Here is a 17,346-nt window from a genome sequence, read left to right on the forward strand (position 1 = left end):
CCCCAGGGCGCGGTGGCTTCATCAACCACGGCAAGCAAGCGGGCATTGATCTCGTCTCGTTTGGACAAGGACTCATCCAGATCCATGGAACCGAGCACGGTACGGATATTGGTCATGACCAGGTTAAGAATGGATAACTCAAGGCGAGTGACCTCATACGCGGCTTTGACCGAATCGAGTACTTGATAAAACACGACACCGTCAACTCGCACTACCGCGTTATCGCGGGTGATCACTTCCTGTGATTGCACATCCATGACTTGCTCCATCATGTTGATCTTGCGACCGACTTGATCGAACCACGGCACGATCCAGTTCAAGCCAGGCTTGAGTACCTTGCGTAAACGACCAAAACGTTCCACTGTGAATTCATAACCCTGCTTGACACTTTGCATCCCTTTGAAAAAGGTGATGACAATAAAACCCAAGAGAACTAAACCGATGATACTTCCGGGACTGGCGTTCATTTCTACTCCTTATTTACACTTATAAAAAACCCTGCAATACATTTGCAAAGTTATCGTTTCGACTGATTATAGAGCTATAAGTTCCATTTGGGGGAATTATTTGAACGAAAATGCTGCGACAGGATGAGCGCAGCATTTGCTAATGAAGCGGGGCGTGATATTTTGAAAATTTGAACCTTTTTCCGCTCAAATGACAAACCGCACAATTAATTATTAATTTCTTCGACCAGGTGACAGGCAACTTCGTGACCGGAAATGCTGCGTAATTCCGGTTTTTGCAAAGCGCATTGCTCGACTGCGTGCGGGCAACGCGTGCGGAAGGTACAACCGCTTGGTGGATTGAGCGGTGACGGCAGATCACCTTCCACGATCAGATGGGTTTTATTGCGTTCTTTTTCCGGGTCCGGAATCGGTACAGCCGAGATCAGTGCCTGGGTATAGGGATGCAGGGGTTTGCGATACAGGTCATCGCGATCAGCAACTTCTACCGCGCGGCCCAGGTACATGACCAGCACGCGATGACTGATATGACGTACCACGCTGAGATCGTGGGCAATAAAGATCAGGGACAAACCCATTTCCTGTTGCAGATCCATGAGCAGATTGATGATCTGGGCCTGAATGGACACATCCAGAGCACTCACCGGCTCATCGCAAATAATCAGTTTGGGTTCCAGGATCAGGGCGCGCGCGATACCGATGCGTTGACATTGACCGCCGGAAAATTCGTGTGGATAACGATTAATTTGGTTCGGCAACAAACCCACTTTAGCCATGACCGTTTTTACTTTGGCCACGCGTTCCGCTTTACTCAAGTCGGGGAAATAGATCTGCAAAGGTTCAGCAATAATATTGCCCACCGTCATGCGCGGATTGAGTGACGCGAGCGGGTCTTGAAAAATTACCTGCAGGTCCTGGCGTTTGGCGCGCATGGCTTTTTTACTCAGGTCGGTGAGATTATCACTCAACATGGTGACCACCCCGTCGGTGACCGGAACCAGACCGAGTATGCCGCGCGCCAGAGTGGATTTACCGCAACCGGATTCGCCCACCACGCCCAGGGTCTCACCCGGCTTGAGGGAAAAGCTCACGCCATCCACGGCTTTTAGAATTCGAGGCTCGCCAAACATTGAAGCCTTACCCAGATTGAAATGCACTTTGAGATTTTCGATCTTTAATAATTCACTCACGCTCTACACTCCAAGAATTCAATTATGCAAGCACCAGTCTGGACCTGTCTCATACCAGTATCTCCGTGGTTTTTTCGGCAGACGCCAAGGCTTCCAGGTGACAGGCGATGTCATGTTTAGCGTTCAGCTCGCGACGTTGCGGACGAATATTTTCACATTGCTCCAAACGGTATTCACAGCGCGCGTAGAATGGGCAACCTGCCGGTAGATGCAACAAGTTGGGCGGGTTACCCGGTATGGTGGCCAGACGTGTGTGCTCGGTTTCATCAAGCCGCGGAATGGATTTCAACAAGCCCTCGGTATAGGGATGTTGCGGGCGATAAAAGATCTCTTCGAGTGGCGCGTGTTCCATCACCTGACCGCCATACATCACCAGTACATCGTCACAAATACCCGCGACCACCCCGAGGTCATGGGTAATCAGAATGATCGAAGTATTAAAATCGTTTTTCAGATCGGTCATCAAGTCCAGGATCTGCGCCTGCACCGTCACGTCCAGGGCCGTGGTCGGCTCATCAGCGATCAGCAGATCCGGCTTGCACAATAAAGCCATCGCGATCATCACGCGTTGTCGCATGCCACCGGAAAATTCATGCGAATACATGTCGACACGTTTGGCCGCGTCGGGAATGCGTACCGCATCCAGCATGCGAATACATTCCAGACGCGCCTCGGCAAAACTCATGCTCTTGTGCAGGATCAGGACCTCGGCCATTTGTTTGGCAATGCTCACATAAGGGTTCAAACAGGTCATCGGGTCCTGGAAGATCATTGAGATCTTTTCGCCGCGGATCTGGTTAAGGTCTTTTTTGGGCAAATTGAGAATTTCACGGTCGTGATATAAAACACTACCCGAGGCTTTGCCGTTATCAGCAAGCAAGCCCATTAAACTCAACACCGTTTGGCTTTTACCCGACCCGGACTCACCCACGATACCGAGCACATCGCCGGGCATTAATTCAAAATTCAGATTATTCACCGCACGCACAGTGCCGTCGCCGGTCTCGAACTCGACTTGTAGGTCTTTCACTTGTAATAAAGGTGTGGTCATGACGTCGGCCTAGCGGTCTTTGGGATCGAGTGCGTCACGTAAGCCGTCACCGATGAAGTTAAAACAAAACAGGGTCATGGCCAGGAACACGCCGGGGAAGATCAGCATCCAGGGGGCACTTTCCATTTCCTGCGCACCTTCGTTCACCAGTGCGCCCCAGGAGGTCATGGGCTCTTGCACCCCGAGTCCGAGGAAACTTAAAAAGGATTCGACCAGAATCACTCGCGGAATGGTTAAAGTGATGTACACCACCACTATGCCAAGTAAATTCGGAATAATGTGTCGACGAATAATCGCCGGGGTTGACACGCCAATGGCGCGCGAAGCTTCAATGAACTCTTTGCCTTTTAGACTTAAGGTTTGACCACGCACGATACGCGCCATATCCAGCCAGGAGATCGCACCGATGGCCACAAAGATCAACACAATGTTGCGACCAAAAAATACCATCAACAAAATAACCAGGAAAATAAACGGCACGGTGTAAAGAATGTCGACAAAACGCATCATTAGATTATCAACACGCCCGCCCAAAAATCCGGAGGTTGCACCGTAGGTGATTCCGATCGCGAGTGAAACCAGGGTTGCCACGACCCCAACCAATAAGGAAATTCGTCCGCCATACAAAGTACGCACAAACAAATCACGTCCGATCGCATCGGTACCGAAGATGTGACCGGTTTTCAAACTCGGTGCGGCCGAGATCAGGTCCCAGTCGGCATGATCAAAGGTAAACCCGAATAGGGCTTTCATGATAATTGGCCCGAACACAACCGCCAGGGTCATCAGACTCAATATAATTACACTGGTCATTGCCGCTTTGTTACGCAACAAACGCGACCAGGCGTCTGACCATAAACTGCGTCCTTTAACTTCGGCTTCTTGTGCAGCGATCTCTAACAGGCGTTTGGCCTGTTCATCCATTAATTGTGTACTCATGCGTACCTCACTTTCGGATCCAGGATGCCGTAGATCAAGTCGACCAGGAAATTAAACACAATGATCAAAGCGCCATAAAAGACGATCACCCCGACCACCAGAGTGTAGTCTCGGTTCAAAGCGCCTTGTACAAAGTAGCGGCCTAAACCCGGCACGCCAAAGATCTGTTCAATTACCACGGAGCCGGTCAGGATAGCGGCGGTGGCCGGACCCAGATAAGACACCACGGGTAACAAGGCGGGTTTTAAGGCGTGTTTGAAAATTACCGCACGTTCAGATAATCCTTTGGCGCGTGCCGTGCGAATGAAATTACTGCGTAACACTTCCACCATACTGCCGCGGGTGAGTCGCGAGATGTAGGCGATCTGGGGCAAGGCCAGAGCAATTACGGGCAACACCATGTGAGGCAAATCGCCCCCGCCCCAGCCACCGGCGGGTAACCATTTCAACATCACCGCAAATACCAGAATTAGAATTGGCGCCATTACAAAGTTGGGTATTGAGATCCCGGTCATGGCAAAAAACATTGTGGCGTGATCGGTCTTACTGTTTTGTTTAACCGCGGCAATCGTGCCCGCAAGAATCCCGAAGAACAGTGCCAGCAACATTGCACTCAGGCCAAGCTTGATCGAAACCGGAAACCCGGTCTGGATCAATTCCGTTACGGTGTAATCTTTATATTGAAAGGATGGGCCAAAATCGCCTTTGGACAAGTTAACCAGATAATCCCAGAACTGTTCATGCACGGGTTTATCGAGATTGTAGGCTTTGAGTAAGTTGGCTTCGATCTCGGGCGGCAGATTCTTTTCGGTATCAAACGGCCCGCCGGGGGCAACCCGGATCATGAAAAATGCGACTGCGATCATAATGAACAGAGTGGGCAATGCACTCAACAGTCTTTTCAGGGAATAAATCAGCAAATCTGACTCCTCAGTCAATCATTTAGTTAACAAACCTGTATACGATTCGTTGATCCCAACGAACCCGGGTGCCGCTACTTTTATTATCGTTTATAGGCGTCGATTATTTTTGCAACGCGTTTGCGATTCACACCAAGATCACTAAATCCCTCGCGTGAGGCTGAACGGATATGCAATTTTTGTGCTTCTTTGTCCAGACGAATCTCCACGTCATCCACAAACTTGAATATTCTTGAAGTGAAAGTTGCAGCAACATAATCGTCGGTGTCTATCTGAATTTTTCCACCACACGCTTCAATGGCTTTTCGCAAGCGATAAAAATGCTGGCCGGTATTCACCCCTTTGACATTAATGGGCTCAACATAATGCGAAGCGTTGTCTGGAAACTCACTACACACACAATTAGGCTTACTGCTGCATGGCGCCAGCTTGCCATCAATAACCCCGATCGCTTTATTATTACTGGATGCTTTTCCGCGTTTAATAAACAAGATACATACCGCCGCTGCGAGTAAAAATAAAATAATTAGAAAAATATTAAGCATAATCGCAAAATCCCTGTATTCCGATTGCCCGTTAGTATATCGGATTCAGGTCTGGAAAGCCCAGCTCAAGGGTCAATTGCCCAGACTGACATCCTGGATTGTTGTTAAATTAAACATGTACAGGCTTAACCGGAGCCCATGACAACGCTAACATAACACCAAGAAGCGATGTACGAGTGTCCGTATGGCCCATAATTTGCTCGCCTTATGCATCCGTTTACTTGCACTAAACCCTGAGGCTGCTATTCTGATTATCTTGTGAACAACAGCTGCTGGCAATATCAATTACAAAACCCATTATGGACAGCAAACCACCACAAGCTGAACTTGCCACCACGGTACTTGATATCGGGATCTTTGACTATGCCGCAATTGGTATAGCTTATCTCGATACCAGCAAACGTTTTCTGCGTGCCAACCGGCGCTTACAAGAATTACTTGGTTATAAAGATACAGACCTCAAAACCCTAAACCTGGACGATATCGTGCATCCCGAGGATCGCGCTACCCTGGACAGCGCGGTGCAGGAAGTGTTGGACTACACCCGCAAAAAACTGGATCTGGAATTACGCTGTTTTGATGCCAAGGGATACATCAAGAATGTACGTTTGTTATTAAGCGTATTCGGCAGCTCGCAATACCCTACCCCGTATTTGATTGCTTTGATCGAACCCGCCAGTTCGGTTTTGACAGATAAACCCGATGCCTTATACGATCGCAAGTTATTCGAGACTATTGCAGAAAATGTTCCCACCACTGTGTGGCTTGCCAGTATCGATATGAAAACCCTGCATTACGTAAATCAGGCCTTTTTGGATACCTGGGGTATCAGTAAACAACAAGTGGCAAGTGGTGAAGCCAATAATCTCCTGGATCGTGTGCACCCGGATGACCAGGAAAAGGTTCGTGAATTGATCGAGAATGGTCCAGGCGAGAACGACAGCTATGTGCATAACTTTCGCTTGTTGCACGAAGATGGCAGTGTAAGATATCTTGAAGACCGCGGCACAATACTACGCGACGCACGCGGTGAGGCGCGCTTTGTACTTGGCACACACCGCGATATGACCGAGCGCGTGACTTACACTTCAAAACTTGAAACCCTGAATCAGGAATTGCAGGAAGCGTACGAACAAGTCACGCGCCTGAACCAGTACGACCCATTGACTGGCGCCATGAATCGTCGCGCCATATTAAAAAATATTGCCAATTCGTTTTATCAATTCAAGCGCTACGAAATTCCGGCAAGTATTATCTATATCGATCTCAATCGTTTTAAAGAAGTGAATGATGACCATGGACATTTGGCCGGTGACATGGTGTTAAAAAATTTCGTGCAAACCATGCAAGAGCGTATCCGTGAATCGGATGTGCTTGGCCGTATGGGCGGTGATGAATTCCTGTTGTTATTACCAGGAACCACGGGTGACAACGCCATTCAGTTTTTAAACAAGGCACCGCAGTCTTTTGATACCAGTATTGAAGATGGCAAGATACTGCGATTGCATTTTGCCGCCGGAATTGCCGAGCTGGATTACACCATGCAAAGTCTGGACGCCTGGATCGATGTCGCTGACCAGAATATGTATCAGCAAAAAAACGGCTAATTGCATCGACAGCGTTGTCACAAAAGCACGGTCTTACGCAAATAAAAAAATCCCAAAAAAATCTTGCCTTGAATGCATATAAAGTAAGCAAAATTGACATTCATAAAAATTATAAATATTATAAATATATATTCACTGTTAAAACAATAAGTTACACTCCATAATCAAAGCCCGATTTCAATCTAGTTACATTTGTAACTATAAATATTATGTATTTTCACGAATCTCTCTTCGGTTTGTGTATCGATTCTGCTACAACGTCGTCTTGTTTTTGCAAAAACCCTAGAGCGGTTTTTGTCTTTTTTTATCCTTGTTTATGTCATTTCTCCCTGGAGGCGACCTTGAAAAAATCCACACCAATACTAAAAACATTATGTGCAGCAACCCTGCTGGCAATGGGACTCAGTGCCCAGGCTGGTGATAAAGAAAGATACATAATTACTTACGACAGTAATTCCTCAGATCTGAAAAAAGGTCATGCCGTAAAAGCACAAGGCAAAAACTGGTTTGCCGTTGAGCTGGATGAGAAAGGCAAAAGCGCTATTAAAATGAAAAAAGGCTTCAAAAAGATTGAAGTCGATGCGAAACGTTTTCCTATGGGAATTTACAACGACGACGCCGGTGACCCGGTCACCCAACAGTTGACTCCATATGCAGTCTACCAATCACAAGCCAATCAACTCACTCTGGGCTCCGGTCAGAAAGTGTGTGTGATCGATTCCGGTCTGGACATGTCGAACAGCGATTTTACCTGGAGCAATATCACAGGTGACAATGATTCGGGAACAGGCAACTGGGATGAACACGGCGGCCCACACGGCACTCACGTTGCTGGCACCGTCGGTGCAGCCGATAATGGATATGGCGTAGTGGGTATGGCTCCGGGTGTTCCGATGCACATCATCAAAGTCTTCAATGCCTCCGGTTGGGGCTATTCTTCTGACCTGGCTCACGCGGCCAGTCTGTGTGATACGGCTGGTGCTAATATTATCACCATGAGTCTGGGTGGAGGCGCTGCCAACAGTACCGAAGAAAATGCCTTCATCAATTTCACCAACGGCGGTGGTCTGGTCTTGGCAGCAGCCGGCAATGACGGCAACAGTGTGCGTTCTTATCCGGCCGGTTATAAGTCGGTCATGATGATCGGTGCGAACGATGGTGATAACAATATTGCCGATTTCTCACAATTCCCTTCAGACACAATCACCACCGGGCGTGGCAAAAAACGTACCACCGAAACCGACGATGGTTATGGCGTAGAGGTGACCGCTGGAGGGGTAGACACGTTATCCACGTACCCTGCGGGCTTGGCATCACTTTCCAGTTTAACGGTGGATAGTGCAGGCGTTGCGTCGGCTGCCACCGATAATACGGGCACGGTTTCCGGTGAAACCCATTTCATGGGAACTGCTGAAGCCGTTGATGCGGGTGCTTTGGGTAAAATCTGTGTCATCGATCGCGGCGCTATCTCTTTTGCGGCCAAAGCGGATAATTGTGCTGCGTCCGGAGGGATTGGCGCAATCGTGGTCAACAATGTGTCGGGTGTGGTGTATATGGATATCACCGGGACAGCGGCTACATTCCCGATAGTTGGGGCGGCCCTGGAAGATCGTGCCGCAATTGTTGGTTCAACTACGGCAAGTATAGAATCCGGTGCGAGTGACTACGGTTACATGAGTGGTACTTCCATGGCGACCCCTGCTGTAGCGGGAGTGGCTGCTCTGGTCTGGTCAAATCATTCGAGCTGCACCGGCTCCGAGATTCGAGCAGCACTTAAAGCAACGGCTGATGATCAAGGCGCTTCGGGTCGTGATGACTACTTTGGCTACGGAATTGTTAAAGCCAAAGATGCCAGTGATTATTTAACCGCAAACGCTTGTGGCGGCGGCGAGCCTCCACCACCTCCACCGCCACCACCATCGGGTGACCTGACCGCGGATGGGTCACGCTCCAAAGGTGGTTCGCAATTAAATATCACCTGGTCTGGTTTTAGCAGCTCGAATGTAGACATCTCCATCAGTGGGCAGGGTTTTACTGAAGCCAATGATGGTGCAGCCTCATTCAGTGGGGCCGATAAACGCACTACGTACACCATCAGTGTATGTGAAGCGGGCACCACGACCTGTGCACCGGACTTCACTTTGTAAAATTTCTGTCCCAAGCTAAAGCAAACCCCGCCTGGTGCGGGGTTTTTTTTGCTTAAATTATTGACCGTTTTTAGCATGACAGAAACCAAAAAGTGGTTCGCAAAATGAACTTTTTTATCATGCTTCCTCGTGCGTATTGTTGAAAATTCGGATCAGTTAAATGCAATTTAGTGTTTATAATATAATTTTAAATTCTCATTTAAAACAGACACTTAAGCCGATTTCCGGAGTGCAAAAGTGAATCCAGTTTCATATGTAACTAATTTAATTGGGGGTTTTTGCTTTTCACTCTTCGGTTTTGAGTCAGAGTCTGATAAAAAGATGTATTGAAATTATCACGTTAGTGGCCCGCACTTCAAAATAAGAAAAATAGATTAACAATAATAAAATCACGTTACTCGAAATAGGACTAAGAGGAGATCGTTTTGAATAATTCACTTCCCATACTTAAATCCATATGTATTGCTTCGCTCATTGCCATGGGCATGTCGGTACAAGCAGAAGCACCTGAACGCTATATTGTGAAACACGATAAAAGTCCAAAAGCCAATTCGCTGAAAAAAGAATTTAAAAACAAAAAACGCATCAAAGTGGAAGGCGATGACTGGTTTGCCATAGAGCTGGATGAGGCTGGTAAAAAAGCTTTAAAAACCAAAGGTGGCATCAAGTCGATCGAAATCGATCCCAAACGCTTTCCCATGGCAATCTATAACGACAGTGCCGGTGACCCGAATGTCACTCAGGTAACTCCTTATGGATATTTCCAGGCCCAGGCGGATCAGGTAAATTTACAAAGCAGTGGCGTGAAAGTTTGTGTGATCGATTCGGGCATCGCGGGTAAGCAAGGCGAGACTGGCGGACGTAATAACGATTTTGACTGGGGCGTGATCACCGGCGATAACGACTCGGGTACGGGTGACTGGGACGCCGATGGTGGCCCACACGGAACTCATGTGGCCGGTACCGTGGGTGCTGAAGATAACAATTTCGGCGTGATCGGCATGGCGCCGGGCGTCCCGATGCATATTATTAAAGTATTCAACGACGCAGGTTGGGGTTACTCCTCTGATCTCGCACATGCGGCCAATTTGTGTGCAGCCGCTGGCGCCAATGTGATTAATATGAGCCTGGGTGGCGGAGGTGCCAATAGCACCGAAGAAAATGCCTTTGAGAATTTTGTTGCCAATGACGGTCTGGTCTTGGCAGCCGCAGGTAATAGTGGCAACAGCATCCGCTCTTATCCCGCTGGTTACGACGCGATCGTTATGGTTGGTGCGGTTGATGCCGACAACAATATCGCCAGTTTTTCCCAGTACCCGAGTTGTAATACCGCTGGCACCAACTGCGTTGAACTCTCGGCCGGGGGTGTGTCCACTTTATCGACCGTCCCTTCGGGTGGCGGGGTAAATGCCAGTCTGGTGGCAGATGGAACAACGTATTCGGTAAATGCAATGGAAAATGAAGGTAATGCCACTGCAGCAACTTATAACTTTGGTCTGGGTAATGCAACTGACAATGGCGCTGATGGCAAGATTTGTATTATCGAACGTGGCAACATTTCGTTTCATGACAAAACTTTAAACTGTGAAAACTCTGGTGGCATTGGCGCGGTTATTTACAACAATCAGGCTGGTAATTTCAATGGCACCCTAGGCGCAACAAATAACACCAGTATTCCAGTGGTGTCTGCAGCACAAGCCGATGGTCCAGCCCTACTCAACTCATCTACGGCCACAGTGGATGTGACTGGTAGCGCTTACGATTACTTCAGTGGCACATCCATGGCCACCCCGACTGCGGCCGGGGTAGCGGCGCTGGTGTGGTCAAACTATCCAGACTGTACTGGTGAAGACATTCGCGACGCTCTTAAAGCTTCTGCAGAAGACCAGGGAAGCAACGGCCCCGATCGTTTTTACGGTCATGGCATCGTGAAAGCCAAAGCGGCGTACGATTTCCTGGCAACATCTGCATGTGGTGGAACTCCGCCGGTTAATGAACCTCCGGTCGCCAGCTTTAGTGCAACATGTAATGATCTGGCTTGTGATTTTGACGCCTCAGGCAGCACAGATACGAATAACAATATCACTAGTTACGCTTGGGATTACGGTGACGGCAATACTGACAGTGGTGTGTCTAGAAGTCATACTTTCTCGGAGGCCGGCACATATAGCGTCACCCTGACCGTGACCGACAGCGATGGTGCCAGTGACAGCACTTCCCAGACTGTTACTGTGAACGAGCCTGTGCCAAACGTGTCACCAACGGCCAGCTTCACTGTCTATTGCACCGATCTGGATTGCACCTTTACTGATAGCAGCAGTGACTCAGATGGCACTATCGCTTCACATTCCTGGAGCTTTGGTGACGGCGGTAGTTCAACAAGCACCAATCCTAACCACTCCTATGCAGCAGAAGGAACTTATACTGTAGTACTGACTGTGACCGACGATGGCGGATTAACGGATACTTTCACAAATGAAGAAGTAACCGTTACTGCATCAAACACGCCACAAGTGCCAGCAGCGCCCACCAATTTAACTGCAAATAGCGTAAAAGAAGGTAAGGGTAAAAAAGCTACGATCATTTCTGTCACCCTGAACTGGACCGATAATGCTGACAATGAAGATGGGTTTGTCGTGGAACGATGCATTGAAACTGGCAAAGGAAAATCGAAATCCTGCATTTTCGCAAGTTATGCAACTGTAGGAGCAAATATAGCAACGTATACCGATACGAACCCTGAATCGAACGTCAAGTACAGAGTAAAGGCTTTTAACGGAACTGGAGATTCTGCCTATACTAATACTATTAAGCCATAACAATTGTTTGATTTGTCATAGTCAAAAAACCCGCCATGTGCGGGTTTTTTTATGTAAATTCCCAAGCCGGAGCAAACTAGTCGAACAAATTGCTTAGAAAAACTTATAGTGTCAATAAATGGAAATTTTATTGCCCCAAGGCTTTTTCCACATCGCGAATGACTTCTGATGACGTGGGTTCCACCGCCGGAGCATAACGTTTGATGACCTTGCCGTCTTTACCGATCAGGAATTTTTCGAAGTTCCAGCTTATATCGCCCGGGTATTCGGCGTCGGCGCCGGTGAGCACATCGTACAAGGGGTGCTGGCGTGGACCATTGACCTCGATCTTGCTGGTCAGCGGAAACATCACATTGTAATTGACCAGACAAAAGGCTTTGATCTCAGCCTCGCGACCCGGTTCTTGCCCACCGAATTGATTGCACGGGACGCCTATTACCGTAAATCCCCGATTGCGGTATTTTTCATGCAACACATGCAGGCCACGATACTGCGGGGTATAACCGCATTCACTGGCAACATTAACCAACATCACCACACGATTTTTATATTCTTTAAAGGCAATTTCCTTACCGTCGATGTCACTGATCATGAGCTCGTGAATACTGCGTGAATTATCCAGTTTGACTTCAGCTGGTGCTTTTTCGAAATCTTTGTCAGTCTCATTTTCGCTGCTTGTCTCGGCATTCGCATTTTGTTCTGCTTCAGCATTTGAAATATCTGCTTTGGAAGCATCTTCGGAACTGTGCTTGGACTGTTCTTTTGCATCTGTTTTGTTATCAGGACCGGGAGTATTCGAATCAGTTTGCGTTGCAATGTTTTCTGACGAATTAGAGAAGGATGTTTGGGCGTCTTGCTCGGGGGTTGTTACGTTGTCCGGACTTTTATCACTATCAGGCGCAACACCCAGGCCTGCTTTATAGGCATTGAGCTCATCCATAGTGGCAGACATAAACAATTCTTGATCCGCCCGGGATTTTTCTTTTCGTCGTCCGAGCATGCCCAGAATATCGCGAACAAAGCCACGCCGTTTTGGCACTTCTTCTGCATCCTCAAACGCATCAACCTCGTCTTCTTTTATGTCTGCAACCGATGCACTCACGGCACCTGCGTCTTCAGCGGCAATACGTGCACGCACTTGTTTGGCAGCGGTATTTAATGCTTCGTACGAGCCCGACATTTCGCTAATCGATTCACGCAAGCGTTTTTCAGCGCGCTTTTTACGCGTACTGGTGCCGATAAAATCTTGCATGGTCTGGTGTTTTAATTGCGACTCGATGCGCGACATCCAGTTGATGATCGACGGGTATTTTTTCAGATTGAATCCGCCCTGTTCGGCCACATGGGTATAGGCGTATAAAGATATGTCGGCAATCGAATAAAAGTCGCCCACAAAATAGGTGTGTTTGGCCAAATGCTCTTCCATCACATCCAGAGCCTTGTAACCCTTGGGCATTACGCTGTCGTAACGTGCTTTTTCCGAATCCGGCATGCCCAGATACACTTTGATGTAACGAGCCACTGCAATGTACGGTTCGTGCGAGTACTGTTCAAAGAACTGCCATTGCAAGACCTTGGAACGAATGAATTTCTTACTCGGCAACAAGCGCGTGCCATCCGCGAGATAATTCAAAATGGCATTTGATTCCCACAACACATCACCACGCGGCATGACCAGGGCCGGAATCTTGCCATTGGGATTGATCGCTAGAAACTCCTCGGTGTGAGTTTCATTTTTCAGAATATCCACATCCACCCATTCGTGCTCAATATCCAGCAAATGCAACAAAAGTTTAACCTTGTAGCAGTTACCCGAATTAAGATCGCCGTAAAGTTTGAACATGCAGGGCCGCGAGTGGAAAAGGACGACTAATTTAGCATATTTATACCCTAGTCGCCCCTTATTTTATGGCCTTTCAGGGGGACTAAGTGCGAATTAGGTCTGATATATATATTGCCGGGATGAAATTACCAGATAGCAAAAAATCGTCGACTTGAAGGATTCTGCTACTCTAAACCCAGCGTCGTACATGTTGGCAATAATTACTAAAGCTTTCGCCAAATTTTTCCTGCAAAGCCGCTTCTTCGGGCTTGATCTGAAACACAGTCATGTACCACATGAATAAGGGAATCACCACAAATCCGGCGGCATTGGATAAGGCAATGCCCCAACCGATCAGAACCAACACCAACCCAAGATACATCGGGTTACGCGTGTGGCGGTAAATACCGTGCACTACCAGGACATTGGCTTTCTGCGGTTCAAGGGGGTGAATAGTGGTTTTGGCTTTCGCGAATTGCACAATACCGGCAATTGCCAACGCCGCACCGCAAATAATCCACAACATCGCAATCGGTTTACGATGCTCAAGGGTGAGCCTGGCTACAGGCACCCACATATGAATGCCAAACATCATTACAGCGGCAAAAAAAGTGATCACAGGGGGCGGTAGTTTAAGATGCATAGGCTTATTCTAGCATTGAGTTGCCTGATTCCGACACCATCTTTTTAATAATACAGCATGCTGTAAAAAAATTGGATTTTGTCATTCATTCCCACGAAAAAGCAGAGACCATAGACTTTCCTGTAGAATTCACCATGACTAAATATAATTAGATAATAGTTTTTATAATAATTCTCTCTACGAATAAACTCTAAAACACAATGGATATATTTTGCAAGGTAAAGTAGTAAAATACAATGCTTCCAAAGGTTACGGATTCATTCGTTGTGATGAATTCAAAGATGATATTTTTGTACATATTAAAAATGTTAATAATGCCAGAAAGTTAAGATCTGGGCAGACAGTGAGTTTTGAGGTGCAAGAAACCCCCAAGGGTTTAGCAGCTGTTTCGGTTAAGTCTTCTAGTGTTAATAAAACTATTTTTACCACCTTTGTTGTACTGTCTTTACTCATAACTGCAGCATCATTTGTTGGAGCATATACATATGGCAAGACCGGATTATTACCAGTTTATTTGGTCGTTATCAATGTAAGCACCTTTTTAATGTATGGCTATGATAAATCAGTGGCTGGCACGCATAAGGCCAGAGTGCCAGAAGATAGGCTGCATTTATTCGCTTTACTTGGGGGTTCACCGGCTGCTTTTGCGGCACAAAAGTTTTTCCGGCACAAGACCATGAAAAAATCATTTAAAATCATGTATTGGGTGATAGTTATTATCCAAGCAGGATTATTCTGGATTTACTGGCAGGAATGGGACAAGGTACTTATATTAATCCAGAAATTAGCTAATTAAGCGGTAAGCAAAGATGACGCCTGACAACACTCCCAATCAAATGGGTCTTACTTTTTAAAAAAAGTAAAAGAGCCCAAATGGTCATTTAAACTTATACTACTCTAAAAAACTCCGATCTATCACTACGATTTCACTATCTTTCTGTCGTCCCAAGACGTTTAAAATGACAACTCTTTGTCTTGTCGATAGGCGAAGTTTATTAATTCGTGAATTTATGCAAATAAGGCTAGTTGCTTGAATACTTGATCTGCATCAAATTACTGTGTGGTACTTTTGATATCTTGATGGTAACTTAACTCATTTGGGATATACCTTGATCACCAGTATTCCAGTTCTCCAGGACATGAATGGCTATTACGTGATCTCGATCTACGAGACCACCACCGATGGGCATTTTCGGCGTACGGCCAAGCGTCCTTTCAAAAGTCTAGCCGGAGTCATTGCCGGCGTGTCTGCCCCGGTTGGAACAATTGAAGCCAAACCGCGTACACGTAACACCCTAAACTGGCGTAGCCCCACGGTGATCAGTTACGAGGAACACCATCCCAGCAGTGCCTATAAATTTTTCCGCCGTCACATTAAACAACATGAATACTACATTGCTACCGCCGACAACAACAGCGACCGGATCAGGAAACTGAATTTGCATCATATCCATTTCCGTTCCGGTGTCTCGCCGTCAATCAAAGAATTGTTTATCACCAAATTCATTAAATCCATGCGTTTGTGGGGTTTCAGTAAATTACGCACTAAATACTAGGATAACAACGTCAGCGTAATTAATGACGACCATGCCAAGCTATACCAAAATATTTGAGTTGTTTTCGTTTCACAAGGATTTGTATTTCAAAGCTCTGGCTGTCATCTGGCACAAATATCAGATTAATCCTACACAGATTGGTAATATTGGTTTTAGTTTGTAATACCAAGTTTAAACACCTTTTATTTAGCCATACAATGTACATTATCGAGTATATACGGAATACTCTCAGCTATCGCTAAGCCAGGCAAAACAGTATAAAATACACCCCCACAATGGACTAGGGCAATAACCAAGTCACCCGCCCCACTTAAGAGTCACCACGACATTGAAGATTTAGCCTTTAATTTGCGTATCCAACAACAAGACATTATTCAATAAAATATAAAGGACCTATATTTATGCCACACTATTCAATCAGAAAATTTGCTTTGGCAACAACCGCGCTTTTAACAATAGCATGCTGTGCTTTTTCGGTATTCGCCGAAGACAAGCCACACATTAATGGCCAGATCACCATGGATGATGTTCTGTTCTTTGGTGGTCTGACCGTATTCAGCATTATTGCCCTGGTGTTTATTGTCCGGTACCTCACCAATCAAAGCCTGAAAGATTTTGAGAATATTTATCCAAAATTTCCGGAACATTACCAGGCCAAACCTGAAGATAAAAACAATAAAAACTCCAAGACGTAAGAAATTCTACACCCATTAAATGTCAAATAATTTTTAACTGACATTTAGACTCAGTGTAATAATTAGTCTTACTGTCTGTAATACATCCGTTACAGACAAATCCAAACTGAAGGAGTAAAATTTGCATATTCGAAGTTCTCCCTATCGAGGAGAAACATTGCCACATCGTGCAAGCATAGGCTGTGATAGTTCGCTATCATTTTTCATCACATGAGAACAGCCTGACAAAATTTGACATGCTGTTCTCTTTTTTGACTACCATTGGAGAAGCAGCATGAAAAGTAAATTCCTCACCGCCTTATTAATCAGCCTTTTTTGTAGTGCTCCACTCGCCGCTGATATGTATATCGTCAGCACCACAGATGGACCCGGTTTCACCGATCCCGATGAGGCCGTGATGGTCTTGGAAAAAGGGATTCTGCCAACCTTTGCGATGCTCAAAGAACTGAAAAAACAAAAAAAGATCAAGTACGTGGGATTTCCGGCTGGCTCTCGCACTTTGATCATGCTTGTAGAAGCAGACTCACACAGTGAGGTTGATCAAATGTTGCGGGACTTACCCGCCTGGGGCGTGTTTAGCTGGAAAGTAAAACCTATGCAAAGCCTGGAAGATCGTGATGCAATGGAAAAGGCTATCGTTAAAAAGCTGAAAAACATGTAATCATCAGTAGCTGGCTAATTCTTGCATTAGCTAAGCTCAAAACAACTCGATGTATAAAACACGTCGTCTTCCCGGTCATGGCAAATGCCCTGTCGGGAAGACGGCGTTTTTTATTGCTTTAATGTCGATGCAAGTGATGCACTGTTGAAAAAGCAATGCTTCTAACGGGTTTCTGCTTTACCCTAACTAAAGCGATTTAACGATTACCAGGATTACAGAAATTTTCAGGTACAGTGATAGTTAATTCGGGACGTATTTTACGCCTGGGCATCGCAAGCACTGGT

Annotated in this window: 15 protein-coding genes and 1 pseudogene; 7 read left to right on the forward strand and 9 right to left on the reverse strand. The window is 46.5% G+C overall.

Going from position 1 to position 17,346, the window contains the following annotated elements; translation table 11 throughout:
• The 6 genes from HKN88_08045 to HKN88_08070 form a co-directional block, all read right to left on the reverse strand.
• On the reverse strand, positions 1 to 467 hold a 467-nt coding region (locus tag HKN88_08045), incomplete at its 3' end, for a paraslipin (protein NNC98011.1).
• 206 nt (positions 468 to 673) lie between these two features.
• Positions 674 to 1,657 (reverse strand): murein tripeptide/oligopeptide ABC transporter ATP binding protein OppF, encoded by a 984-nt coding sequence (gene oppF, locus HKN88_08050; protein ID NNC98012.1) that lies wholly within the window; start codon positions 1,655 to 1,657, stop codon positions 674 to 676.
• 49 nt (positions 1,658 to 1,706) lie between these two features.
• Complete coding sequence (locus HKN88_08055) at positions 1,707 to 2,708, reverse strand: ATP-binding cassette domain-containing protein (GenBank protein ID NNC98013.1); 1,002 nt, start codon at positions 2,706 to 2,708, stop codon at positions 1,707 to 1,709.
• A gap of 9 nt (positions 2,709 to 2,717) precedes the next feature.
• Positions 2,718 to 3,632 (reverse strand): ABC transporter permease subunit, encoded by a 915-nt coding sequence (locus tag HKN88_08060; protein NNC98014.1) that lies wholly within the window; start codon positions 3,630 to 3,632, stop codon positions 2,718 to 2,720.
• Between the two features lie 11 nt (positions 3,633 to 3,643).
• Positions 3,644 to 4,567, reverse strand: coding sequence for an oligopeptide ABC transporter permease OppB (gene oppB / locus HKN88_08065; protein NNC98015.1), 924 nt, complete (start codon positions 4,565 to 4,567; stop codon positions 3,644 to 3,646).
• Positions 4,568 to 4,650: 83 nt separating this feature from the next.
• Positions 4,651 to 5,112 (reverse strand): DUF1499 domain-containing protein, encoded by a 462-nt coding sequence (locus HKN88_08070; protein NNC98016.1) that lies wholly within the window; start codon positions 5,110 to 5,112, stop codon positions 4,651 to 4,653.
• 299 nt (positions 5,113 to 5,411) lie between these two features.
• Between HKN88_08070 and HKN88_08075 the strand changes: the two genes are divergently transcribed.
• From HKN88_08075 to HKN88_08085, 3 genes are all read left to right on the forward strand, one after another.
• Positions 5,412 to 6,719, forward strand: coding sequence for a diguanylate cyclase (locus HKN88_08075; protein NNC98017.1), 1,308 nt, complete (start codon positions 5,412 to 5,414; stop codon positions 6,717 to 6,719).
• Positions 6,720 to 7,114: 395 nt separating this feature from the next.
• Positions 7,115 to 8,866, forward strand: coding sequence for a S8 family serine peptidase (locus tag HKN88_08080; protein NNC98018.1), 1,752 nt, complete (start codon positions 7,115 to 7,117; stop codon positions 8,864 to 8,866).
• 425 nt (positions 8,867 to 9,291) lie between these two features.
• Positions 9,292 to 11,685, forward strand: coding sequence for a S8 family serine peptidase (locus HKN88_08085; GenBank protein ID NNC98019.1), 2,394 nt, complete (start codon positions 9,292 to 9,294; stop codon positions 11,683 to 11,685).
• Between the two features lie 127 nt (positions 11,686 to 11,812).
• Here the strand turns inward: HKN88_08085 and HKN88_08090 are convergent, their stop codons facing one another.
• The 3 genes and pseudogenes from HKN88_08090 to HKN88_08100 form a co-directional block, all read right to left on the reverse strand.
• Positions 11,813 to 12,625, reverse strand: a complete 813-nt coding sequence (locus HKN88_08090; protein ID NNC98020.1) for a glutathione peroxidase — start codon at positions 12,623 to 12,625, stop codon at positions 11,813 to 11,815.
• 303 nt (positions 12,626 to 12,928) lie between these two features.
• Positions 12,929 to 13,528 (reverse strand): annotated as a pseudogene (locus tag HKN88_08095) (glutathione S-transferase family protein).
• A gap of 169 nt (positions 13,529 to 13,697) precedes the next feature.
• Positions 13,698 to 14,150 (reverse strand): isoprenylcysteine carboxylmethyltransferase family protein, encoded by a 453-nt coding sequence (locus tag HKN88_08100; GenBank protein NNC98021.1) that lies wholly within the window; start codon positions 14,148 to 14,150, stop codon positions 13,698 to 13,700.
• A gap of 211 nt (positions 14,151 to 14,361) precedes the next feature.
• Between HKN88_08100 and HKN88_08105 the strand changes: the two genes are divergently transcribed.
• The 4 genes from HKN88_08105 (at position 14,362) to HKN88_08120 (ending at position 17,062) form a co-directional block, all read left to right on the forward strand.
• Positions 14,362 to 14,946 (forward strand): DUF1294 domain-containing protein, encoded by a 585-nt coding sequence (locus HKN88_08105; protein NNC98022.1) that lies wholly within the window; start codon positions 14,362 to 14,364, stop codon positions 14,944 to 14,946.
• A gap of 313 nt (positions 14,947 to 15,259) precedes the next feature.
• Complete coding sequence (locus tag HKN88_08110; protein ID NNC98023.1) at positions 15,260 to 15,706, forward strand: hypothetical protein; 447 nt, start codon at positions 15,260 to 15,262, stop codon at positions 15,704 to 15,706.
• A gap of 401 nt (positions 15,707 to 16,107) precedes the next feature.
• Entirely contained in the window at positions 16,108 to 16,401 is a 294-nt protein-coding gene (locus HKN88_08115) for a hypothetical protein (GenBank protein ID NNC98024.1), read from the forward strand.
• A 274-nt stretch (positions 16,402 to 16,675) separates the two neighbouring features.
• Positions 16,676 to 17,062, forward strand: coding sequence for a hypothetical protein (locus HKN88_08120; protein ID NNC98025.1), 387 nt, complete (start codon positions 16,676 to 16,678; stop codon positions 17,060 to 17,062).
• Positions 17,063 to 17,346: the final 284 nt, after the last annotated feature.

It is taken from the genome of Gammaproteobacteria bacterium, from assembly GCA_013001575.1.
In the GTDB taxonomy this organism is placed as follows: domain Bacteria; phylum Pseudomonadota; class Gammaproteobacteria; order Steroidobacterales; family JABDMI01; genus JABDMI01.

Excerpts from the sequence above, each read along its gene's own strand:
- HKN88_08055 (NNC98013.1), bottom strand. The coding sequence starts at position 2,708 with ATGACCACACCTTTATTACAAGTGAAAGACCTACAAGTCGAGTTCGAG.
- HKN88_08060 (NNC98014.1), bottom strand. The coding sequence starts at position 3,632 with ATGGATGAACAGGCCAAACGCCTGTTAGAGATCGCTGCACAAGAAGCC.
- HKN88_08070 (NNC98016.1), bottom strand. The coding sequence starts at position 5,112 with ATGCTTAATATTTTTCTAATTATTTTATTTTTACTCGCAGCGGCGGTA.
- HKN88_08075 (NNC98017.1), top strand. The coding sequence starts at position 5,412 with ATGGACAGCAAACCACCACAAGCTGAACTTGCCACCACGGTACTTGAT.
- HKN88_08080 (NNC98018.1), top strand. The coding sequence starts at position 7,115 with ATGGGACTCAGTGCCCAGGCTGGTGATAAAGAAAGATACATAATTACT.
- HKN88_08090 (NNC98020.1), bottom strand. The coding sequence starts at position 12,625 with ATGGATGAGCTCAATGCCTATAAAGCAGGCCTGGGTGTTGCGCCTGAT.
- HKN88_08100 (NNC98021.1), bottom strand. The coding sequence starts at position 14,150 with ATGCATCTTAAACTACCGCCCCCTGTGATCACTTTTTTTGCCGCTGTA.
- HKN88_08115 (NNC98024.1), top strand. The coding sequence starts at position 16,108 with ATGCCACACTATTCAATCAGAAAATTTGCTTTGGCAACAACCGCGCTT.
- HKN88_08120 (NNC98025.1), top strand. The coding sequence starts at position 16,676 with ATGAAAAGTAAATTCCTCACCGCCTTATTAATCAGCCTTTTTTGTAGT.